General features: G+C 64.6%; 22 protein-coding genes. 9 read left to right on the forward strand and 13 right to left on the reverse strand.

Annotated elements, in window-relative coordinates; all coding sequences use genetic code 11:
- Positions 1-185: 185 nt before the first annotated feature.
- Complete coding sequence (locus tag AB4118_RS27825; protein ID WP_441492870.1) at positions 186-425, forward strand: DUF982 domain-containing protein; 240 nt, start codon at positions 186-188, stop codon at positions 423-425.
- A gap of 118 nt (positions 426-543) precedes the next feature.
- On the opposite strand, the gene AB4118_RS27830 is transcribed toward AB4118_RS27825, so the two are convergent.
- Positions 544-831 carry a DUF6894 family protein gene (locus tag AB4118_RS27830; RefSeq protein ID WP_441492790.1) on the reverse strand — a complete coding sequence of 96 codons (288 nt, stop codon included), beginning with the start codon at positions 829-831 and terminating at the stop codon, positions 544-546.
- 159 nt (positions 832-990) lie between these two features.
- Between AB4118_RS27830 and AB4118_RS27835 the strand changes: the two genes are divergently transcribed.
- From AB4118_RS27835 to AB4118_RS27850, 4 genes are all read left to right on the forward strand, one after another.
- Positions 991-1,257, forward strand: coding sequence for a hypothetical protein (locus tag AB4118_RS27835; protein ID WP_441492791.1), 267 nt, complete (start codon positions 991-993; stop codon positions 1,255-1,257).
- 833 nt (positions 1,258-2,090) lie between these two features.
- Positions 2,091-2,246: a manganese efflux pump gene (locus AB4118_RS27840; RefSeq protein ID WP_441492792.1), complete on the forward strand. Its 156-nt coding sequence runs from the start codon at positions 2,091-2,093 to the stop codon at positions 2,244-2,246.
- A 225-nt stretch (positions 2,247-2,471) separates the two neighbouring features.
- Positions 2,472-2,669: a hypothetical protein gene (locus tag AB4118_RS27845; RefSeq protein ID WP_441492793.1), complete on the forward strand. Its 198-nt coding sequence runs from the start codon at positions 2,472-2,474 to the stop codon at positions 2,667-2,669.
- 447 nt (positions 2,670-3,116) lie between these two features.
- On the forward strand, positions 3,117-3,839 hold the full coding sequence (locus tag AB4118_RS27850; RefSeq protein ID WP_441492794.1) for a class I SAM-dependent methyltransferase: 723 nt from the start codon (positions 3,117-3,119) through the stop codon (positions 3,837-3,839).
- A 168-nt stretch (positions 3,840-4,007) separates the two neighbouring features.
- On the opposite strand, the gene AB4118_RS27855 is transcribed toward AB4118_RS27850, so the two are convergent.
- The 3 genes from AB4118_RS27855 to AB4118_RS27865 are packed head-to-tail and all read right to left on the reverse strand — an operon-like array spanning position 4,008 to position 6,847.
- The gene (locus AB4118_RS27855; protein ID WP_441492795.1) at positions 4,008-5,021 is read right to left on the reverse strand and encodes a sugar-binding protein; all 1,014 of its coding nucleotides are present in this window, start codon (positions 5,019-5,021) and stop codon (positions 4,008-4,010) included.
- A gap of 39 nt (positions 5,022-5,060) precedes the next feature.
- Entirely contained in the window at positions 5,061-6,086 is a 1,026-nt protein-coding gene (locus tag AB4118_RS27860; protein WP_441492796.1) for an ABC transporter permease, read from the reverse strand.
- Between the two features lie 20 nt (positions 6,087-6,106).
- Positions 6,107-6,847 (reverse strand): ATP-binding cassette domain-containing protein, encoded by a 741-nt coding sequence (locus AB4118_RS27865; RefSeq protein ID WP_441492797.1) that lies wholly within the window; start codon positions 6,845-6,847, stop codon positions 6,107-6,109.
- Between the two features lie 784 nt (positions 6,848-7,631).
- Here AB4118_RS27865 and AB4118_RS27870 point away from each other — a divergent pair.
- On the forward strand, positions 7,632-8,501 hold the full coding sequence (locus AB4118_RS27870; RefSeq protein ID WP_441492798.1) for a dienelactone hydrolase family protein: 870 nt from the start codon (positions 7,632-7,634) through the stop codon (positions 8,499-8,501).
- A gap of 136 nt (positions 8,502-8,637) precedes the next feature.
- Here the strand turns inward: AB4118_RS27870 and AB4118_RS27875 are convergent, their stop codons facing one another.
- The 3 genes from AB4118_RS27875 to AB4118_RS27885 form a co-directional block, all read right to left on the reverse strand.
- Positions 8,638-9,090 (reverse strand): GNAT family N-acetyltransferase, encoded by a 453-nt coding sequence (locus AB4118_RS27875; protein ID WP_441492799.1) that lies wholly within the window; start codon positions 9,088-9,090, stop codon positions 8,638-8,640.
- 184 nt (positions 9,091-9,274) lie between these two features.
- Positions 9,275-9,754, reverse strand: a complete 480-nt coding sequence (locus AB4118_RS27880; protein ID WP_441492800.1) for an SRPBCC family protein — start codon at positions 9,752-9,754, stop codon at positions 9,275-9,277.
- Complete coding sequence (locus AB4118_RS27885; RefSeq protein WP_441480415.1) at positions 9,738-10,088, reverse strand: ArsR/SmtB family transcription factor; 351 nt, start codon at positions 10,086-10,088, stop codon at positions 9,738-9,740. Before AB4118_RS27885 ends, AB4118_RS27880 begins: the two co-directional genes overlap by 17 nt.
- A gap of 108 nt (positions 10,089-10,196) precedes the next feature.
- On the opposite strand from AB4118_RS27885, the gene AB4118_RS27890 reads away from it, so the two are divergent.
- The gene (locus AB4118_RS27890; RefSeq protein WP_043240173.1) at positions 10,197-10,838 is read left to right on the forward strand and encodes a dihydrofolate reductase family protein; all 642 of its coding nucleotides are present in this window, start codon (positions 10,197-10,199) and stop codon (positions 10,836-10,838) included.
- A 410-nt stretch (positions 10,839-11,248) separates the two neighbouring features.
- On the opposite strand, the gene AB4118_RS27895 is transcribed toward AB4118_RS27890, so the two are convergent.
- The 4 genes from AB4118_RS27895 to AB4118_RS27910 form a co-directional block, all read right to left on the reverse strand.
- Positions 11,249-11,692 carry an SRPBCC family protein gene (locus tag AB4118_RS27895; protein ID WP_441492801.1) on the reverse strand — a complete coding sequence of 148 codons (444 nt, stop codon included), beginning with the start codon at positions 11,690-11,692 and terminating at the stop codon, positions 11,249-11,251.
- A 197-nt stretch (positions 11,693-11,889) separates the two neighbouring features.
- Positions 11,890-12,654, reverse strand: a complete 765-nt coding sequence (locus AB4118_RS27900; RefSeq protein WP_441492802.1) for an alpha/beta fold hydrolase — start codon at positions 12,652-12,654, stop codon at positions 11,890-11,892.
- 280 nt (positions 12,655-12,934) lie between these two features.
- Positions 12,935-13,492, reverse strand: coding sequence for a dihydrofolate reductase family protein (locus AB4118_RS27905; protein WP_441492803.1), 558 nt, complete (start codon positions 13,490-13,492; stop codon positions 12,935-12,937).
- 245 nt (positions 13,493-13,737) lie between these two features.
- The gene (locus AB4118_RS27910) at positions 13,738-18,342 is read right to left on the reverse strand and encodes an autotransporter-associated beta strand repeat-containing protein (protein ID WP_441492804.1); all 4,605 of its coding nucleotides are present in this window, start codon (positions 18,340-18,342) and stop codon (positions 13,738-13,740) included.
- Positions 18,343-18,960: 618 nt separating this feature from the next.
- Here AB4118_RS27910 and AB4118_RS27915 point away from each other — a divergent pair.
- Both AB4118_RS27915 and AB4118_RS27920 read left to right on the forward strand, forming a co-directional pair.
- Positions 18,961-19,140, forward strand: coding sequence for a hypothetical protein (locus AB4118_RS27915; RefSeq protein ID WP_441492805.1), 180 nt, complete (start codon positions 18,961-18,963; stop codon positions 19,138-19,140).
- Positions 19,141-19,263: 123 nt separating this feature from the next.
- On the forward strand, positions 19,264-19,596 hold the full coding sequence (locus AB4118_RS27920) for a YciI family protein (protein WP_441492806.1): 333 nt from the start codon (positions 19,264-19,266) through the stop codon (positions 19,594-19,596).
- Between the two features lie 83 nt (positions 19,597-19,679).
- Here AB4118_RS27920 and AB4118_RS27925 read toward each other — a convergent pair whose 3' ends face one another.
- Together AB4118_RS27925 and AB4118_RS27930 are read right to left on the reverse strand one after the other, a co-directional pair.
- Positions 19,680-21,023 (reverse strand): ATP-binding protein, encoded by a 1,344-nt coding sequence (locus AB4118_RS27925; RefSeq protein ID WP_441492807.1) that lies wholly within the window; start codon positions 21,021-21,023, stop codon positions 19,680-19,682.
- Positions 21,020-21,736 (reverse strand): response regulator, encoded by a 717-nt coding sequence (locus AB4118_RS27930; protein ID WP_465248504.1) that lies wholly within the window; start codon positions 21,734-21,736, stop codon positions 21,020-21,022. The genes AB4118_RS27925 and AB4118_RS27930 overlap by 4 nt, the downstream gene beginning before the upstream one ends.
- Positions 21,737-21,749 lie beyond the last annotated feature (13 nt).

Here is a 21,749-nt window from a genome sequence, read left to right on the forward strand (position 1 = left end):
ATGAGCTAACTCTTTGTCTTTGCGTCGGCTGTCCCGAAAACCGCAATCCAGTTTTCGGGCCGATGCCTGAGCGGGGCAGGACGCGGGCGTCGTTGCCCGTGAACACTTTGCCCGCCGGCTCCTCAGGGAACTGCCGGCCGCCCTTTGCGTTTTGGCAATCAGGAGCACGGGAATGTGCCATGCCGATGCACTGGTTCACCCCACCCGTTGTCGTTCAAGCCGACCGGCCTGAAGTGACCTATTCGGTCACCCATGTCGAACGAGCTGCAGAGTTCCTGCTTGCCTGGAAAGCGATAGGTGCGGGTCCGAAGTGGCAGGACGCTGTGCGCGCCTGCACCGCAGTGCTCAACGGTGCCGGGACTGTTGGTCATGCTCGGGAGACGTTCGAGGAGGCAGCGCGGGAGTGTGGCCGCCTTATCGGGTAGTCAGGCTGCGTGGCGGAGCTGGCTGCCCCACGAAGCGGATCCAATGGAGGCCGCGGGAACCTTTCGAGCTCTGTATCTCACGTGAACACTGGTCCGCTGCTCCAGCCGTTGCCCCCTCTCACTCGTCCTTAGGCCGCGCGATGGAATTGCTGAGCTGCGAGGGGAGAACTGGCGTGAGCCACTGACTGTCGAGGGTCAGTTTCGCCGCGAAAATAGGGGTTCCATCGGCGTAACGGATTCTCATCTCGACGCTGAGATTGTCACTGATCTGGATATTCTCTGCGATGATGTCCCCGAGGCTGGAAAGTGCGGAAAGGCGTGCGGCCGCGTGATCTTCCAGGTCAATCCCTTCGTCGTCCGCCACCAGTTCGGTGTTGATCTCGATGTCGAAAAAATACTGAGCCATGCAGACTCAACCGCGCCAACGTCGGCTGGTTCCCGGCCCTCCGCGCGTTCAATTCGTTGCATTATGACCACGATTGCGCACGACCGCTCGGGCCGTAGCTTTCCGCGCTTGTGTTCTTTTTAAATGTTTTAAACTGTAAGCGTCGCAGGGGAGAATGCGATGCCGTTTCGTTCCATTGTGGCCACACCGGAAGAGCTCGCCCTGATTGTGGCCGCGTTCGAGAACGCTTGGAGCGAGATCGATGCGCGAGGATCGTTCGACGTATTGAAGGCCGCCGGCCAGCGTGAGCGCCTTGGCTACATCGTCGCCGGATTGTGGTCGGCGGGCGAAACGATCGATCTGGCCAAACTCGCTGTACTACGGTTCGATGAGACCGCTATGGCTGACGCTCTCGAACGCCAGACGGTCATCCCGAACAAACCCTGACACATTGGTGATGCTGGACGGAACTCGGCGCTTCGCGATGGGTTCGCTATCGCGGGGGCGTCGTCCACATCCGGCGTCGTCACGGCTTAAGGGCCCCGCTGCTCCCGCCGGATCAGCGAGGCCTCCTGTTAGCCCTTCGTCTTGATGAGGCGAAGCCGCTTGATCTGAACTTTCAGCGCGGCAACGGCGGCCGCGCCGCGAATGCCCCTGATGCCTTGCTTTCGCGGTCAGGGGCGCCGGGGACGCCGTCCGGTATTTCGGCACGCTTCGCCTCGGGCAGGGAGCAGGTATTCCACCTCGCATTCGTGCCGCCACTCCCCGGAATCCGAGAGAACCTCTCGGCCGAAGAGATGGGACCAGACAACGCGAGGGGAGGACCCGGGCACGGTGAACCTCCAGGGTTGCCCCCAGACCGGTCGATCGCAATGCGTTCGTCGACGCAGGCACCGCATCCTGCTTGGGCTTAACGTGAGGCTGGCCACCGGTTCCCGTCAAGGAACGATTCCTCCGGGCTCGGCGTTCTCCAGACGTGATGGAGAAGCTGCTGCGTGCGCGCACCGTTTTCTGCGATCCCGTTCCGGCGCCGAGGCGCTGATAGACGCCGTCAGTTCGCGGCGTAAAGTTCCGCGCCAGGCTTACCTCGTCGACGCTCCGCCCCCGCCCGCATCGAGCCGTGCCTCGCCACGCTTGCGATCAAGCCGCCCACCGGTGAAGCGACCGCATCTCAGTCCTCGCGGAACCCATCTCAGAATTAGCCGGCGGGCCGCCGCCACGTCCGGAGTCGACCCATCTGAGACGTTTGAAGATCGGGGACTGGCGACCGGAGTTGGCGCATGTATGGCGTCTCGCTTGCCTTTCTCGATGTCAACATCATGGTCATCCCGCTCGCGATCGGTGCAGCGACGTTCCTGATGTCAACTGGCGGCATGTCGGCTGGCCGCTTCATCGGGGCGCAGTTCGGGCCCTATCGGCCTGACCGCCGCGTGTGAAGTCCAGCCCCCTTCTGCGGGGGCGAGGAGCGCACCCCTATGCCGGGACGCAATCACCGAGATCAAAAGTCCGCATCGCGGACTTTGGTCGGTGGCTCCCCTTAGTTCCCCGAGACCAACAGCGTGAAAAAGCTTGGACCTTGGCGAGTAGTGGCGCCTGCACAGCGTCCGTACCTTCTGACTCTCGATCTAAAGCCGCTCGCACGCGGCACCGGAGCAACGACGATGTTCGATCTCTTCAAACTCATCACCGACTCTATCCGTGAACAAACTGAAGAATATTCGAAGGCACAGGACCGGGTTGGTGCACGGCAAATCTCGGCCCTATTCGATCCTTTCGGCATGACCACAACTTCTCCCGTGCGGGTAGCAATCCGCAGCGATGAAGGCCCTCGCGGCCGTACCGCCAAACGAACAAGCTGAAGTGATGCTCCAGCGGGCTTCTTGGCCGCGGCGATCCGGACCCTGTTTTGTCTCCGCAATCAGGATCGGCACCAACCCGCGCAAGCCAGCGCGAACTGTCGCGCGGTTTGAGCCCTCACCGTCCAGGGGCTAAGTTTAGCGACATGGATCAGCTTCAAAAAGCGGCTCGCATTGGGCATTGCGGCGAACCGCTCGACCATGCAGCGCTGCTGACATCACAAAGCCTCATCGAGCAACGTGGGCGAAAACGCGGGGCTCTTTAGGTCCGCTCCCCACCCGTCTCGGGCCTTACCGGCGTCCGCTCTCGGGCCGACGCGCCATGCACAAAAGCGCCCCGCCCCTGGCTGTCGAAATCTTGCCGTGGCGGACTGAATGAGCGATTGAAGGCTCGCGCATCGGGTCGCCCCCCACAGCGCGCCTGCATTCGAAAAGCTCCGCTAGGTAGCCATGGCCTCGGCTGAAACCACGTCCATCTCTGTCGCAAAATTCGACGCCGACCGCGCCGCTGAGTACCTCGTCCAGAGCCGCATTGCGCTGGCAGGTTACGACGCGTGCCATGAGCTTTCGGCCTGCATGCTGGCGGCGACGCTCGGTCCGGGCAGCGCAGCTCGTGTGCTCGCCGTTGGGGCTGGCGGCGGCGGACAGGAGATTGTCAGCGCTGCATCTCTTGAACCGGACTGGAGATTTGTTGCCGTCGACCCGTCCGCGCAGATGATGGATGTTACGGCGGGGCGGTTGCAGGAGCTCGGATTCTTCGAGCGGACGGAGATCGCGATCGGCTATGTCGAAGAGCTTCCCGCCCGGCGCGATTTCGACGCCGCGACCTTGATCGGCGTGCTGCATCATCTCCAGGGAAGAAAGGCCAAGGGCGACCTTCTTTACGCCATTGCGTCACGGCTGAAACCCGGCGCTCCTCTCATTCTTGCCGGCAATCGGTTTGCCTACGCTGCCGAACCTCTGCTGCTGGCGGCCTGGGCCGAGCGCTGGCGCATGCACGGTGCCAGGCCCGACGAAGTCGAGGCGAAGCGCGCCAAGATATTGCAGGGCGCCGATCCGCCTGCCTCGGAGAACGAGGTCGCTGCCTTGCTGGAGGCTGCCGGGTTCGGGCCGCCAACATGGTACTTTTCGAGCCTGTTCTGGGGCGCCTGCCTGGCTCGGTATCGCGGCTGACTGCGAGCCCGGGCGAAGTCAGCGGCAGAGCGGGATGACATCCCACCCTGGCTGGTTTCATCCGGCTCCAGATCATCGGGCCGGATATCGTATCCGGTCCGATGAACTAACCATCTGTGATTGCATCGGCTTTCCCGAAACCCGCAATCCAGTTTTCGGGCCGGTGCTTTAGCTCCCGGCGCCGACGCAGGTCGCGGCATTCTGCGGCGTGCAGACATCGAGGCCGGTATAGGTGGGGTCCTTCGGGGCGGGCTTGCCGTCCTTCATCTCCTTCAGGAAGAACATGGTCTTGTAGCCCATCTCGAAGGGGCGCTGACCGACTTGCCCCTTGGACAGGCCTGCCTTCAGAAGATCCATCTGGACGGGCAGCGTATCTGCGACGACCAGCGCAAGCGAGCCGTCATCGATCCGGGCCTTATACTTCTCGGCGACCTTGCGATACGCTTGCGGGATGAATTGCGGGAAGCCGCCGGTTGGCACGAAGGCATCGAGCTTGGGGTTCTTGCCGAGCGTATCTTCCATCTGCTGCACCGAGAGCGGGAAGTCGTCGTTGGTGTAGAGCGGGCAACCCGCGGCCTCGGTCCAGCCATGCTGGCCGGTGAGCTTGGCACCAGGCGCGGAGGCCGATTTCGCGCCGGCAAGCGTATCGCGGATCCCTTGCATGCGCTCGTTATGGTTTGCAGCCGCCGCACCACCCGACTGGATGCAGATCGTGCCGCCCTTCGGCTTGATCTGCTGGACGAGTTTCGCGAGATTGACGCCGATGTCGTAGTTATAGGTGCCGACATAGGCGCTGCGCAGGCCCTTGTCCTTCGCAAGCAGGTCGGAATCCCAGGTCAGAACCGGAATTCCCGCTTTTTTGGCGCCCTCGAGCGCCTTGCCCATCGCGGCGGCATTCGACGGCGAGACGGCGATGCCATCGACCTTCTTGGCAATGAGATCGTTGATGACCTGGACCTGTTCATCGCCGCCGCCATGTTCGCCAGGCCCGATATAGAGGCACTCGATCGCGCCGTTGAGTTCCTTCTCGGCCTTCTTGCAGCCGTCGCGGGCCTGGTCGAAGAAGGGATTGTTCATGTTCTTGGGCACCAGGGCGAAGACGTATTTCTTGCCCTGAGACTGGGCTTCTCCTCCAACGGCGAGCAGTGCGAGCGCGGCGACACCTAAAGTCAGCGTTTTCATGAGCCTCTCCTCCTGGTGGTTATTGTCGTCCGGTCTTCCTCATGCCGAACCCTTGCCGCGGATCCGCTGCAGCAGAACCGCCAATACGATGAACAGGCCGACGAAGGCGCCCTGCCAGTTGGAATCGACACCCGCCATGAGCAGGGAATTGCGGATCACCTCGATGAGGGCGGCCCCGATCACGGCGCCGTAGGCTCCGCCCTGGCCACCCATCAGATCGGCACCGCCGATTACGGTCGAAGCGATCACCCGCAATTCATAGCCCTGTCCGAGCGCATTGATGGCGGAGCCTTGCCAGCCGACGATGAGAACGGCGCTCAGGGCGGCGGTCAGGCCTGAGACGATATAGGCCTGCAGCTTGATCCGCCGGACCGGCACGCCGGTCAGGCGGGCGGCGTTCTCGTTGCTGCCGATGGCGTAGAGATAATTGCCCCAGCCGGTGAAGTTCAGGATGATGCTGAAGATGATGGCCAGCGCGAGCAGCACCCAGACCGGGTTGGCAAGGCCGAAGATCGCCCCGCCGCCGATGGCGTTGAAGGTGTCTCCCCAAGGGCCGAATTCGTAGATCATCTTGTTTTCGGACAGGACGATGGCAAGCGAGCGGGCGCCCGACAGCATCCCGAGCGTGACGACGAAGGCCGGCAGGCCGACATAGGAAATCAGCACGCCGTTCACGACCCCGACAGCAGCGCCGGTGAGAAGACCGGCGAGGATCGCGAGCAGCCAATGCCCCTCGGCCTGGAGGACGAGCCCGCTGACGACGCCGGCGAGCCCCATGATCGACCCAACCGACAAATCGATGCCGCCGGTGAGGATGACGGCGGTCATGCCGATGGCCATGATGCCGATGAAGGCGAAGTTCCGCGTGATGTTGAAGAAGTTGTCGGCCGAGGCAAAGGCCTCCGGTTGATCCCATGTCATCACGAGGATCATGGCGATGAGCGCGATCGTCACCCAGAAGGGCTGGCTCGCGAGCAGCTTCTGCAGGAGACTCCGTTCCCGCAGGCCCGTGACGTCCTCGATGGCGACACTGCTCGGGATCGGGCGGAATGTGTCGCTCGACATGGAGGGCTCCTTGCGCAGCATCAGGCGGCCTGGATGGCGCCGGTGATCAGTCCGGTCACCTCTTCAGGAGAACTCGATGCAATCGCCTTGTCCGCGACCTTGCGTCCTCGCCTCATCACGACCACCCGGTCACAGACGGAAAACACGTCCGGCATGCGGTGACTGATCAGAACGACGGCGATGCCGCGATCCTTGAGCCGGTGGATCAGATCCAGCACCTCGGCGACCTGGCGAACGCTGATCGCCGCCGTCGGCTCGTCCATCAGCACCATCTTCGCGTTGGCAAGGCGTGTCCGCGCGATCGCCACAGCCTGGCGCTGGCCGCCGGACATCAGTTTCACGAGATCGCGGGGGCGGGTCTCCGACTTGAGTTCCTTGAACAGCTCTGCGGCGCGGGCATACATCGCCTTGTAGTCAAGGATGACCAGCGGACCGAAGCGGCGCTTCAATTCGCGCCCGAGGAAGACATTGGCGGCCGCAGTCAGATTATCGCACAGGGCGAGGTCCTGATAGACGACCTCGATACCGTCAGTCCGGGCGTCGACCGGCCTACGAAAGTGCTTGACGATGCCGTCAAGGCGAAGCTCGCCCTCGGAGGGGAGAAAATTGCCGGCGACGATCTTCACCAAAGTCGATTTGCCGGCACCATTGTCGCCCATCAGACCGACGACCTCCCCGGCATCGATCGCCAGATCGATGCCCTTGAGGGCTTCGATCGCACCGAAATGCTTTGAGATGCCGTGAAGCTCCAGAAGCGGCATAGGTCGATTCCACCCTTGTTTCGAGGCGTGCCTCTGCTTCGGGCACTGGCTCAAGCTGCAGTCACTCAAGTCCTTTGTTTCAGCTGCTGCAATTTATGATGGTCAAAATTCCACCAAGGACAGATATTATGTATCAATAAGGAATTTAAAACTTGATGATGCGTCTCAGGTCAGTGGTTGGCGTGTCGTTGCAACAATTTAATTCGAAAATTGATTGCATTTCCGGACCGATGCCGAATTCGCGGGTCCGAATATTCGAAAGAGGTAGATGTCGGCGCGCACTGCGCTGATCGCGCAGAGATCCGCCTGCGCCGCTATTGTCATAAGCGCGCCAACGAGGACGTCTGCCGTGCCCCATGCCCTTTTCCTCGAAACGCGTTCTCGGCGGAAGGCTTCGAACACGATCCTACGCTCAATAAACGGCTTCGTCATTCACGCGCGGCCGCCCTTCCGATCTTTGGCTCATCCTCGCGGAGCGTGTCGGATTCCCGGTCGAGCCGGAGCCGGGTTTGGAGCTGGTCGTCATCGTCGCGACAACCCTTCGCCGGGCCATTCAGAGGGGTAGGGGGCGCGCGCAGGTTGAAGGTTATATGCGCTCAGGCGCTCGCGGAAGCCGGAGGAATCTGGCGCAGGCCGAGATCGCGGCAGGCATGGGCTTTGGAGCTGGAGCCGTGGTCGGTCATGACGGGCGACGGTGACGCCGATCGGCTATCGTTGCATCTCTTTCGACGTGACAGGTTGAACGCTGGGAGGTTCGCAAATGCCTTCGTCGCCAAAGCGAGCCATGCTCTCCACCCTGGCGATGCTCCTTCTTGGGCTGACGACACATTCGCACGCTGAACAGGTCGTTCAATTCCCCTCGATGACCTATCGCCTGAGCGATTTCCAGAAAGCGCGTGCCAAAGCTCGCGGAGACAGCGGCGAGAATGATCCTGCGGTCGTGATCAGCGGATATCTTTCCAAACCTATCGGGGAAGGCCGGCACCCGGCGGTTGTTTTGCTGCATGGCTGCGGCGGATTGAGCACGTCCCATCGACGGGAGGCCGAAGCAATCCGCGATTGGGGTTATGTCGTGCTGGTGCCGGACAGTTTCACCCCACGAGGCATTGAAGACGCCTGCGTGCCCGAAAGGCGCGATAGGGCGCCCCGGGTCGAAGATGCGTTTGGTGCGCTGTTCTACCTCTCAAGGCTTCCCTTCGTTGATCCAGCGCGGATCGCCGTCCTGGGCTATTCGCATGGAGGCGGGGTCGCGCTCAGGATTGCGATGCAAACGCATAAGACGCTCTATGAGATGCCCGACGAACTCAGGTTCAAGGCGGCTGCAACCTATTACCCGCCTTGCGAGATCCTGACCGAGCCCTTGGTCATCCCGACACTCATTCTCATCGGCGACAGGGACGATTGGACCCTCGCATCTGACTGTGAAGCCGCCGCCCGGCGCCAGGTCGGGGGGCCCGCCGGACTGAGCCTCACCGTGTTCCCCGGCGTGTACCACTCATTCAATTTCCCGATTTTCGCAGAGCCGCGTCAGATCTACGGGCACTGGAGCAAATTCGACGAGGCGGCGAGCAGGCGCGCGACATCTGAACTTCGCGAATTTCTCGAGCAGGAATTGGCTGGATCATCGGACCGGATATCGGATCCGGTCCGATGATCCAGCCTTCTGTGTTTGCATCGGCTTCGTCCCGAAAACCGCAATCCACTTTTCGGGCCGATGCTTTGGATCGCCTCCTTCAAAGCGGTCTTCGGTCGCAAAAACCAGCGAGCCCGGCTTGGGTCGATTTTGCCCCTTAGCGGATGATCGTCTTCTGCATTGGGACGCAGTTGTTGGCGTGTTCAAGCAGCCGCGGTGGATGGCCCTCGAAGCGTTTCCACCCCGTCGCGGCATAGAACCCTTCAGCATCCGAAGCCGCGTTTACGAACAGGACACTTATTCCGAGCCTGTGCGCGTATCCTTCCACCATCGCGTTCAAGATTCGACCGTGGCCCTGTCCGCGAATGGCGGCAGTGATGGCAACGAGCCTGACGATACCCGTTCCATCGCGTAGATCATCGAGCCTTGTTGTACCGGCTCCCTGCCCCTTGAACTTCAGCAGCAGGGGATGGTGATGGGGCAGTCGCTCTTCCGGGCGGGCATCGTCGTAGCCGCTTAGACCCCGTTCCTCCCACAGAACCGCGCCGCGGATAGCGTGGTAGACTCGCCAGTCAGCATCGCTGGCAACGCGAATGAGGGCGTCGTCCATCGAACAAGATTAGCATGTGGACTACCGCTTCCCATCTCGCCTGATCGAATGTCAGCTTCCTAAACAAGACCGAAGGGGCAAATTCGACCCGTTGCGGACGTTCGCAGTGGACCGCAAAGTCCTGGAAGCGGTCGTTTATGGGCACTATGGCGCGGCGACCGCCAACCCTCCAGATGATCAGCGTTCAACCATCCAGCCACGTGGCGAGACCGTCCAGCGTCTGCAGCCCATACTCCACCGCGCCGAAACCGACGACCACCTGGCGACGTTCGCGGCTTGGGTGAAGCTGGCGCATGGTCAGCACGGTCTTGCCGTCGGTCTGCTCATCGAAGGTAACCGTCATGTAGAAGCGCTCCGGGTCGTTGGCGTCCGGGGTACCATAGTCCACCACGATCAGCTCGTTCGGCACGATCTTCAGGAAGCGCATGAGATTGGGGAAGCGCTGCTTTKGGCCCTCGAACACGCCCACCATGTCGAAGCGCCATTCCCCGCCTTCGCGGATATCGGCCTTGTGGTTCTCGATGTTGAGGCCAGCCGGGCCGTACCACTGCGCCAGCGCTTCCGGGTCCATCCAGGCGGCGAAGACCTTATTGCGCGGGTGCTTCAGCACCTTGACCAGCACGATCTCACGGTCGAGCGACCAGGTCTCAAACAGCTTTTCCATCGTCGTTCTCTTCCGCCTTGTCCAAATAAGTTTCCAGCCGGTCGAGCCGCTCGGCCCAGCGTCGGCGCTCCGCTTCCATCCAGTCTGCCGCCTCGGCGAAGCGCGCCCGCTCCAGCCGGCACCAGCGGCTGCGCCCGCGCTTCTCGCTGGCGATCAATCCGCAATCCTCCAACACCTTGAGATGCTGGGCGAAGGAGGGCAGCGCCATGTCGAAAGGCTCGGCCAGTGCGGTCACCGGCAGCTCGCCCTCGACCAGCCGCGACACCACCGCGCGGCGGGTCGGGTCGCTGAGGGCGTGAAAGGCGAGGTCGAGGGGGGTCGAGTGGTAGGGCATATAGCTCGGTAAGGCGGCCGGCCGTGCCGGTCAATAATAAAAAGGCACTTGCCTTAGTGTTTGGCTGCGAATACGAAGGTGAGTACCTTAGTGTTTGGGAGTGCACCAATGGCAGTTCGTGTCGACCTTGTTATCTCGCTCGATGGCTTCGCAACAACGACGGACCAGACGCCAGACAATCCGTTCGGCCAGGACTGGTCGCGCCTGGTCGGCGCTTATGTCGCGACGAGGACGTTCCGGGAACGTGTGTTCAAGGACACCAGCGGCAAAGGCACCACCGGCATGGACGATGCGTATGCAAAGGACTACTTCGACAACATCGGCGCGGAAATCATGGGCGCCGGCAAGTTCGGGCTGCACAACTTTCCCGACGATCCGAACTGGAAGGGGTGGTGGGGCGATGAGCCGCCATTCGGCTGCCCGGTCTTCGTCCTGACGCACAAGCGACGGCCCTCCATCGAGATGGCTGGAGGCACCACGTTCCACTTCCTCGCGGCGGACCCGGTTGATGCGCTGCAGCAGGCCGTGACAGCCGCAAACGGCAAGGATGTGCGGATAGGTGGCGGACCAACCATGGTTCGCGACTATCTGAAGGCCGGGCTTGTCGACCGCCTGCATGTAGCCATTACCCCAATTCTGCTGGGGCGGGGCATACGCCTCTGGGACGAGTTACGCGGGTTGGAAGCCGGCTACACCGTCAAGTCGGAAACGGCCGAGAGCGGCACTGTCCACCTCACGTTCCAGCGCTAGCCGCCAGCCTGTGGCTTACGGCCATCATGGACTGTCCAAACTTGGTCGATGACTGCCTTCCCGTTTCTGCCCTCGCCCAATGTCCACTTTTCCTGGTTCCATAACCGAAAGCAGACCGACCGGTTTCCACCCTCCTGCGACCTTCGGAACGTCCGGTCATTGGCAGTGGCCCGGCGGGCCAGGAGCGGATGGTGGTCTTTGCTACCTCATTCCGCTTCAAAGGGTGGGGTGAACCGATTGAACGTCCTGATCTCGAGATGGATCAGTTCGCCTGGGAGGGCGCGCTCGTAGCGGCGCACCGATACCGTTCGCGGGGGCAGGGGGGCCGAACCATCCGACGCTCGCTGCGGCGAGGCCGGATCGGGCGCAGGGCGAGCGATCGTCCCGGAGCCGTTCCGGCACCGCGTTTGCTACTGGTTGATCTCGGGCTCGGCGAGTTTCGCGAGCTTGCGCAGGGATTCCTGCCAGCCGAGATAGCAGGCTTCAGTGGGGATCACGTCCGGCACGCCCTCTTGCTCGATACTCACCTCGGTGCCGACGGACACGGCCTTCAAGATCACCGTGACCTTCATCTCGCCCGGCAGGTTCGGGTCGTCGAACCTGTCGGTGTAGACGAGGCGCTGACCGGGAACGAGCTCCAGATAGGTTCCGCCGAAGGCGTGGCTGTGCCCCGTGGTAAAATTCCGGAACGACATCCGGTGGTTGCCACCGACGTTCGCATCGAGCTCATGGACGGTGCAGGTGAAGCCGTAAGGGGGAAGCCAGCTCGCAATCGCGTCCGGTTCGAGGAACGCGCGGTAGAGCTTCTCGGGCCTGGCGGCGATGACGCGGTGCAGTCGGATGGTGCTCGGCATGGATCTCTCCTTCTGGTTCGGTCTTAAGGTGCTCGGTTCTCTCCTGGCGGGCGGTCCTTCACGCTCGACACATCTACGACGAACGGGCTGGTGAGAATTCGACAGCGCATCTTAGAAAAATCCAGAGCACCGGGATGCCTGCAAGCCCTTTGCGAAGACCTTTCCGAAGGTCGCCGCGCTGCCCGGCGAATGAAGGCTCAGCCTGTCGCCTTGCCGATCGCCTCGGCGAGCCCGCCCGGATTGTCCCACGCCATCGAATGGCCCGCCTGGGGCACGATCGCGACGCCGCATCCCTCATCCGCCAAGCCATCAAATTCGGGGGCCGGCAGCGAGTGCTCTCCGACGAGGAGTGTTTTTCGCATGGTCAGGCTGGCGAGCATCTCGCGCCATGTCGGCTTGCATCCGGCGATCAGCGATGCTGCTTCCCGGTGGGCCGCGAACGGGGCGCTGATGGCCAATGAGGCAGCCCAGACCGTATTGCCGACCGCCCTTGCAGCCGCGACGGTCGCCGCATGGCCGCGCGCGGCGAATTCGACCTCGGACATCTCGGCGATTGCCTTGCTGAAGACGCCGCCGCCCGGCTCCAGATTCGGTTCGCCAAGCACGAGCGCTTCGACCCTCGCCCCGAGCAATGCAGCCAGGGTGATGGCCACTGCCCCTCCCATGCTGTGACCGAAGAGGCTGACCGGCCCCTCGCAGACGCTCCCTATGAGCCCGGCAACCGAGCGAGCATGGCCTTCGATGGAATAGCAGAAGTCTGCCGGCCTTTCGCTGAAGCCGGAGCCGAGCAGATCGACGAGTATCGCCCGGCGCCCGGCCAAGGCCGTATCCGCGATCACGCGCGGATAGTCACAGGATGAAGCGCAGCCGAGACCGTGGATGAATACCAGGGGCGTGCCGGCCCCCGGAATGTCCTGATACAGGATATTGGCGGACGCCATCTTCGCCCAGAAAGCCTTCACCGCCCGCTCCATCACATGCCAGGGCAGCTCCGCTAACCCGCTGCGCCGCCGCACCATGTCAGCATGATCTGGAAACCCGACGGAAGGGGTGCCCGGGACGTGTCGCTGGGCCTGACTTATGGCGAGGTCGGGTTGCCGGCCCCATCGGTCATTCGCCCATGCAAAATCGCGACGATCGAGGCAGGCCACGCGGAGAAGCTGGGCCGGATCAAGCCGACGACAATGGCCCAGGTTGGAGATCAACTGCGGACGTATATGGGCGCCTAGAGGCTGCTCTGAGTCAGCGCTCGCGCCGATAGTGCATAGCGACGGCGCCGCTGCGGAGCGGCGTGGCCGAGATCAGCTCGAGCCGTCGCGTGCTGGGCAGCCCGCTCTGGTAGAGGGTTGGGCCGTGGCCGGCGATCCTGGGATGGACGAGGACCTTGTACTCGTCGATCAGATCCAGCCGGTCCAGCTCGGTCGCGAGCTTGCCGCTACAGAGGAGCACGCCGGCCGGGGTCGCGTCCTTGAGCCTCTGCACGCCCGTGCGCAGGTCGCCGGCGATGTGGTGGCTGTTGGTCCACGGGAAGGCCTTTCGCGTCGACGACACCACGTATTTCGGCTTAGCGTCCAGCTTGACCGCCCACTCGCGTATCGCCGGCGGCGCCTCCACGTCGCCGCGGGCGACCGCCGGCCAGTGGCTCTCCATCATCTCGTAGGTGACGCGGCCCCACAGCATCGCCCCGCCCTCGTCCATAAGGCGGGTGAAGAAGGCGTGCGTCTCGTCGTCGGCAATTCCCTCCTGGTGGTCGACGCAGCCGTCCAGGGTGACGTTGATGCTGAAGGTCAAGAGTCCCATGCGACGAGCCTAAGCCATCCGCTCGAAAAGACGTAGGGCTATTGCTCGCGGTTGATGGTGAACTTCCGCTATAGGGCGATTCCGGTAGTGGCGGCGGCCCGCCAGCAACGTCTGAGATGGGTGGGGAGCGGCCGTTCGGCGACGTGCCGATAGCTGACATTGCGTGGCGTCGAAGCGATCATCTGGACACCATCGAGCGGCCGCGTCTCGGCCGCTCGATCGGCGCTGGCGCCGTCGCGGGTTTCTTAGAAATTCATCCTGAGCTGGGCAGTGCCGCCGACACGTTGCGTGTTCCCGGACAGCTCCGAGTCGACGCGCATGCCGAGGCTGACGGTTTGGCTGAGCTTGATATCGGCTCCCGCCGCGAGCAGCGCCGCATTGCGGTCGGGCCTGGCACCGCTCACCGCGAAGCTCGCGCCGGGCAGGCCGTTGAGCGCGGCGGTGAGGTCGGCGTCGCGCTGGTAGTAATGCGCCCAGGCGGCGCGGACGAAGCCGGTGACGGGAGATGCGCCCGCGATCAGGTTGGCGTCGAGCTGCAGGCCGAGCTCGCTGCGGCTGGTGATGTCGGTGCGCCGCGGCAGCGTCAGCATGCCGGCGGTCGCGCCCATCCCGTCGCGCTCGACCGCAGCCGGACTGTTCGCCCGCACCGCCTGGAAGGCGGCGAGCGGCGAGAGCGTCAGGCCACCCCAGCCGGCCACCGGCAGGCTCGCCTCGATCCGGCCGGACCAGGCCTGCGTCGCATAGGAGGCGGCCACGCCGGTGCGGCCCAGCGCCGGGATGGCGCGGCTGGTGTCGGTGTCGAGCCGGGCATAGCCGAGCGCGCCGGCGAGGTTGACGGAGCCAAGCGTGGTGCGGCCGTAGAGACCCGCCTGGAAGACATCGGCCTGCGCCTTGCCGAGCCCGCCCGAGAGCGAGGCACGCGACTGGCCACCCGCGACTGCGGCGCCCATGACCGTGCTGGAGCCCAGCCGGATGTCGGCGCCGACCGCGACATGCGCATCGGAGAGGTTGCGGTTGGCCGAACCCACGACCCGGTCGCCGTCGGTTCGTCCGGTCGAGCCGAAAGTCGCGCCCCAGAGCGTGAAGCGCGCCGGATCGAAGGTCGGGCGTCCCGGCCCATCCTGCCTCGATGGCAGGTCGGCTGTGAAGCCGGCCACGCCGGCAGGGCCGCCGGGCGCTCCTGAGAGCCGGCCGCTGCCCGAGCCGTCCAGCATGGTGCGCAGGAATTGGTCTGAAGCGACATGCGCCATCGCGGGCGCCGCCGTATGGACCTCGCCCGAGAGCGAGTTCACAGCCGCCGGGATCGCCGCCGCCGGCAGGTTGTAGATCCCGAACAGCGCGGACGGGTCGACGCCATTGGCCACGGCACTGTCGATGGCCGAAGCGACCGAGGCGGCGTTGCGCGGCGCTGTGACGCCGAGCGTCGGCGTCACGATTGGCGCCAGCGGCTTCGGCGTCAGCGTCAGCAGCACGTCGTTGCCGGTGTAGCTCACCGCAGTGGTGACACCGTCGCCGAAGGAGCCGGTCGTGTCGACCGGGCCGAAGCGCGTGCCGCCGAGCCCGCCCGCTGCCGAGAGCAGCGTGTAGGGTGCGGAGAAGCTGTAGGCGCCGCCGAGCGGCACGATCCGCAGCGTACCCGCCAGCGAGGCCGTGCCGGTGACGTTGACCCGGTCCGCGACAGTGCCTTGCACCTCGGCGATATAGGTCGAGGCGACGCCCATCACGAGGCTGCCGTTGACGGTCAGCGTCCCCGGCGAATTGCCCGGCGAAAGCGTGCCGCCGATCGTGGTCGCGCCGACCGAGCCGGAGCCAGCGAGCGTCGCACCCGCATGCACGATCACCGGCGTCGCGACCGAGCCGTCGACGACGAGGCTGCCACCGAACACCTGGGTCACGCTCGTGTAGGTGTTGGTTCCGTTCAGCGTCAGCGTGCCGGTACCGGTCTTGAGCAGCGAGCCCGCGCCCGAGATCGTGCCGGAGAAGGTCGTGCTGCTGTTGTTGCCTCCGGCGGTCAGCGTCGTGCCACCCAGGAGCACGTCGCCCGTGCCGGACAGCGAGCCGACCGTCTGGGCGATGCCGTTGAGATCGAAGACCGCCCCGGCCGAAATCTGCACCGCCGTCTGGTTCGGCAGGACGCCCACCCCGCCCATCCGTAGCGTGCCTTGCTGGATCCAGGTGGCGCCGGAGTAGGTGTTGGTCCCCGACAGCGTCAGGACCCCGGCGCCCGTCTTGGAGAGCGTGCCCCCGCCGCTGATGACGCCGGCCAGGCCAAAATCCAACGAACCGGTATCGACGAAGGCGGTGCCGCTCGACAACGCCACGGCGTTGGCCAGCGTGAGAGCAGGGGCGTTGGCACGAAGCGTCGTCCCGCTCGCCATCTGCAGCGTGCCTGTGCCGAGCGCGCTCGCCGATCCGACGGCGAGGGTGCCGGCGTTGAGCAGCGTGCCGCCGGAATAGCTGTTGGCGCCGGACAGCGCCAGCGTGCCGGCACCGACCTTGGTCAGGCTGGTCCCGACGCCATCGATGATGGCCGAGCCGATCGAAGCGGTGACGCCGGCTGCCGTGTTGATCGTGCCGCCACCGGCGACGCCGAGGCCGAGAGAACCTCCGGTCAGCAGATAGCCGTCGCTGGTGAACTGCAGCGTGTCGAAGTTTTGCGTGCCGGACACCGTCACCGTGCCGGCTATGCCCTGGAACACGCCGACCGAGCTCAGCCACGGGGCATTGAAGCCCACCTCGCCCGGCGCCACCGCCCAGTTGGTGTTGCCGCCGTTCCAGGTGCCCGTGCCGCCATCGACGGCACCGTTGCCGGTCTGGTCGGCGCCGTCCCAGAACTGCAGGATCTGGCCGGCCCCGAGCACGGCAAGATTGACTTGCGGCGGCAGGCCGGCAGGCATGCTGTAGACCGTCCCGGTCGCGCCCGCGACGCTGGGCGCGGTCAGGGCAAGCGACGAGAAGCTGCCGCTGATCGTGCCGCCGCCGGTGACGTCGAACAGGCGATAATAGCCGGCCGAAGCGACATTGGCCGTGAGCGTGCCGCCGAGCGTCAGGTTGCCGGCCGCCCCGCTGCCGTTGATGATGATGTGGTCGTTGGTCGCGCCGCCCGCGACTCCAGGGGTGCCGAGTTCGAACACGGTGTTCGAGCCGGCATTCAGCGCCAGCGATCCTACCGTGAGCGTGCCCGGGCTGTTGCCGGCCGACAGCGTTCCACCGGAGGCGACCGTCACCGCTCCCGCGATCGAACCCGAACCGCCAAGCGTCGTGCCGCTGCCGACGCTCACGCTGGACGAAGCCAGCGAGCCGTTCACGATCAGCGTGCCCCCGTTGATCGTGGTTGCGCCGGTATAGGTGTTGGCGCCGGTGAGCGTCCAGGTGCCTGCATCTATCTTCGTCAGCCCGCCTGTCCCCGTAGCGATCACCCCGGATGCGGTCCCTGTCCCCGGGCCGGCGAGGGTCAGGTTTTGGCCCGAGCCGGTAATGCCGCCGGAGACGGTCAACGTACTTGGAAAGGTCAAAAGGCCGGCGTTGATCTGGCTGTCGGCGGCGAGAGTGATGTCTCCGCCATAGGTGTTCGTACCACCGCCCGCTTGCAGGGCGCCGAAACCACCTGTGCCGCTGCCCGAGAGCGTGAGCGCCTCCCCGACGATGTTGACGCTGCCGCCGAGTATAAGGGACGCGCCCGATGCCACCACCGTTCCGTTCGCCGTCGAGCCGAGACCGAGACTGTTTGTCACGAACAGGCTGCCCGAATTCACGGTAGTGAGGCCGGAATAGGTGTTGGCGCCTGCCAGGGTCCATTGGGAGCCGGACTTCGTGATCGAGCCGGAGCCGATGGCGATCACGCCACGGATGGTGCCGCCATTGTTGCTGGAGCCGCCAAGCGTCAGATCCGTGTTGGATCCAGTGATGCCGCCCGAAAGATTCAGCGAGCTCAGGTTCTGGACATTGATGCTGCTGGATGCCGCAAGGGAGATCGCGCCCTGGAAGGCGTTCGCGCCAGAATTCAAGCTGGTGAGAGCGCCGCCCCCCGACACGCCAGTCCCCGAAAGCGTCAGAGCCTCGGCGCCGACGGTGATACCGCCCGTCAAGGCGAGCGTCGCACCCGAGGCGACCGTCGTTCCGCCGGAAACCGCGCCGAGGCCACTGGCGTTGGAGACCGTGAGCGTGCCCGCCGAAACCGTCGTCAAACCCGTATAGATGTTCGCACCGGACAGGGTCAGGCCGCCGGTACCGACCTTGGTGAGGCTGACCGGACCCTGGATCACGCCGGCATAGGCGGTGTCCGAATTCAGGCCGCCAACCGACAGAGTTGGTGCCGCCCCCCCGGGTCGTATGATCCCGGTGCCTTCGATCGAACCGATCGACAGCGTATCACCGGCGCCCATGGCCAAATTCAGAAATCCGCCCTGGCCAATAAATCGCGAGCCCGCCGCCGAGCTCCCGGCGCCGAACTGCATCGCGCCGTCTGAATCCGCAATGAGCGCCATCGGGCCGGTAACCGTGCCCGAGATGATGAACCCGCCCGCCGCTCCTGCAAACAGCGTCTGCTCGAAGGTCGAATTATTGGTGACGTTGGTGACATACAGAGCCGAGCCGGGGGCTGTCGACAGCGTGTAGGCGAGCGCGTTGTTGTTGTACTCGAGCAGCGTGAGCGAACCGCCGGACGCGGTGACATTTCGCTCTGCCGTCGGGCTGTTCGTGAAGGTCGCCGTATCCGTAGGCACGGTACCGCCAGCCCAGTTCGAACCGAGGTTGAAGTTTCCGCTGCTGCCCAGCCAGTCCGCCGCATGCGCCGTGCCGGGGGCCATCACAGGCGTGGCAGCGACGGCGAGCGCCAGACCGCTCACCATCGTTGTGTCCACCAGCGCACCCCGCCAACGCGATAGCGTATTGGCGGCGACGTCACGGCTCCTCGAAGGCATCATTTTATGCCACAGCCCCGCAGCGATGACGCCGGTTGCGAGCACGGATGGGGCGGTGAAGGATGTCGTCTCGCGCAGGGCGCGGCGTAGGCAGGAGATCATAGGCTCTCACGGTAGGCATAGGCCGTCGCCATTAGCCCGCGACGCAACCCGTGCAGTTTAGCGATTTAAGATCGTGATGCACCTGCTTTCTGACCTTGCGGCATTGTCGCGCCCCGCGGCGATTCAGCAACGAGGACGGACGAACCCTCAGCTATCACGCCTCCCAGAAAAGCAGCCATTGCAGAACCCCATGCGTCTAGTCGCCCGCGCAGCCATACAGTGTGCCGGCGTGCTCGGAAGCAGACATCGCGAATGTTTCAGATGGGTCGCTTCCGGCAGTGACGCGCGGCGGCGCAGAGGTCTGCTTTCGGGCGGAGACCCAACTTCTAACGCCGAGCGGCCGGATGGGCTCGGCTTCCATCGACACGTGGGGCCAAATTCCTCGCCATCACTGCTATAGTGGGCGCGAATACGGGAGATGTCCCGGCGAAGCAGGAGCAGATCGTGGCCGAGAGATTTGAACGGCATCGCCAACCCTGGACCCATGAGGAACTGGAGAAGCTGAAGCTGCTCGCCAGGAAGGGCATGGCCCTGAAGGCGATTTCGAAGGCGATGACGCGCAGCGAAGAATCCATCAAGGACCGCGCGAAACAGGATGGCATCGGGATCGCCAAGCTCCGCTAGACCAGCGGACCGGACATCGTATCGCGTCCGGTGATCCAACCCTTCCTGCTTGCATCGGCTTTCCCCCGAGATCCGCAATCCGCTCTTGCGGCCGATGCTTTGGCCCGTTGGAGGAGGCGACCCGTGCCGACATTCGTGACGATCGGGTATGGAGACCGTGAGGGCTACGACCGTACCCCGGTGGCCGTTCGAGACGCCGCCCACGCCCATGATGCGACGCTGCGGAAGGGCGGAGTGTTGATGGGTATCGCGGGCGCTCCCGTGCAGGTGCGCAATCCCGACGCTGCCCAGGTTGAAACGGCCAATGGCCCATTCATGACGTCGTCATTGCCGGTGGCGGGGTTTGCCATCATCGAAGCCGCCGATCTGGCCGAGGCCATCGCTATGGTTTCACGAACGCCCTGCGCCGTGGCCCATGGTGTCGTTGAGGTGTGGCCGCTCGAGCAGCGCTCATGAAACGGCACGTCGCGCTGCAGCCATGACTGTCCCGTTCGGTTCCACGGGATAGTCGCGGCACGGCCGGGCAAAGGTGTAAGCGCTCAGGCGCTCTCAGGAGCCGCAGTGGCCTGGCGCGGCAGGCTGATCCGGGCCAAGAGGCCGCGCGGCTGGTTGTCGTGCAGGCTGAGCTCGCCATCATGGGCGGCCGCGATCGACCGGGTGATGGCGAGGCCGAGGCCAAACCCTTCTGAATCGATCCGCCCGCGGGCTTCGTCGCCGCGCATGAAGGGTTCGAGCAGGCGCAATCGATCGGCTTCCGGAATACCGGGGCCATCGTCGGCCACCTCGATCAGGAGGGCATCGGGTTCGTCGCGAAGGCGGATGATCACCTGCGTGCCATGGCGCACCGCGTTCTCGACGAGATTGGTCACGGCGCGCTCCAGCTGCTGGGCATCGCCTGTCGCGACGAGCCGTCGCGGCCCCTCATAGCGCGTCGATTTGCCGATATCGCTGAACTCGTCCGCGACGGTCTGGAGCAGGCTCGAAAGGTCGACAGCACCGCGCTTCTGGCGCCGGTCGACATCGCGCAGATAGGACAGCGCGCCCTGCACCATGGTGCCCATATGCTCCAGATCGCGGGTGAACTGAGCGCGCAGGACGTGGTCCTCGATGAACTCGACGCGCAGGCGCATGCGCGTGATCGGCGTCCTGAGGTCGTGGCTTATCGCCGCCAGCATGCGCGTGCGGTCGGCAAACAGCGCATGGATACGGTCCCTCAAGCGGTTGAGGGCGCGCGCGGCGGTGCGGACTTCGAGGGGCCCTTCCTCAGGCAGCGGCGAGGGATCGCGGTCGATCGAAAACTCCTCGGCAGCCGAGGCGAAGCGCGCGAGCGGCGCCGTGATGCCCCGCGAGGCCCAGAGCGTCAGCGCGCCGATATTGAGCCCGAGCACGATGATCGTGGCGACCACCAGAATGGAGATGGGGCGCGGTGGCGGTGTCCCCATTCCACCGGGCGCGATCTCGACATCGAGGCCCGTGCCGTCGGGAAGCCGGATCGCATAGCCTTGCGGCGGCCTGTCCCCGTCAGGCACCGGGTTCGGCTGCACCGCAAAACCCTCGCCCAGGCGCTGCGCCATGCCCTCCGCGGCGAAGGGATGCGGCTGCGCTGGCAAGGGGGCGGGGTCCTTGGCCGATAGCGTGAACCGGTAGCGCCGGTCGGCCGTGTTCGCGGTCTCGACGACCATCTGGCGCAGCTCAGGCGGCGTCCGGGCCAGCAGCTTCGCGATCGTCGCCACGCTCTCATAGGCGGGCGGGCCCGGTCTGCCGCGGGGCGCCTGCCAGACCAGGGCGACGGAGAGAACGAAATAGAGCAGGCCGATGACGCCGATCACGAGCAGCGCGATCTGGCTGCCGATCCGCGCGGGCAGGCGAAACGGGCGGATCATTGCCGGGCGACGGCGGGCGTGAAGAGATATCCGCCCGAGCGGATCGTCTTGATCAGCTCGGGCTCGCGCGGCTCGCGCTCGATCTTCTGGCGCAGGCGGCTGATCAGGATATCGATGCTGCGCTCGAACGGGGTGGCGGGGCGCCCCTGCGTCAGATCGAGCAGGGCATCGCGCGCGAGCACGCGCCCGGGCCGCTCGCAGAACACCCGCAGCAGATCGAACTCGGCGCCGGTGACAGCGACTCGGACATTGTCGGGATTGGTCAGCTCGCGGTTATTGGCGTTCAGCGTCCAGCCCGCGAAGGCAAACGAGCCGGGAAGCTCGTCCGGATCGGCCTGTCCGCCGCCCCGTCGTCGCAGCACCGCCCGGATGCGGGCCAGGAGCTCGCGCGGGTTGAACGGTTTGCCGAGATAATCGTCGGCCCCCATTTCGAGGCCGATGATCCTGTCGATATCCTCGCTGCGGGCGGTGAGCATGATGATCGGCAGCTGCGTCGTCAGGCATAGCCGCCGGCAGATCGAGAACCCGTCCTCACCGGGCAGATTGAGATCGAGCACGATCAGGTCGAACCTGCCGTCCCGCAGAATCCGGTCCATCTCGCGCCCGTCGCGCGCGGTCGAGGTCCGCATGCCGTTCTGCGCGAGGTAGCGCGCGACCAGCGTGCTGATCTCGCGATCGTCCTCGACGATCAGGATATGCGCCGATGCGCTCACGTCAGGTTTCCAG

Origin of the sequence: Allobosea sp. 2RAB26 (assembly GCF_052115465.1) — a bacterium.
Taxonomy (GTDB): Bacteria; Pseudomonadota; Alphaproteobacteria; order Rhizobiales; family Beijerinckiaceae; genus Allobosea.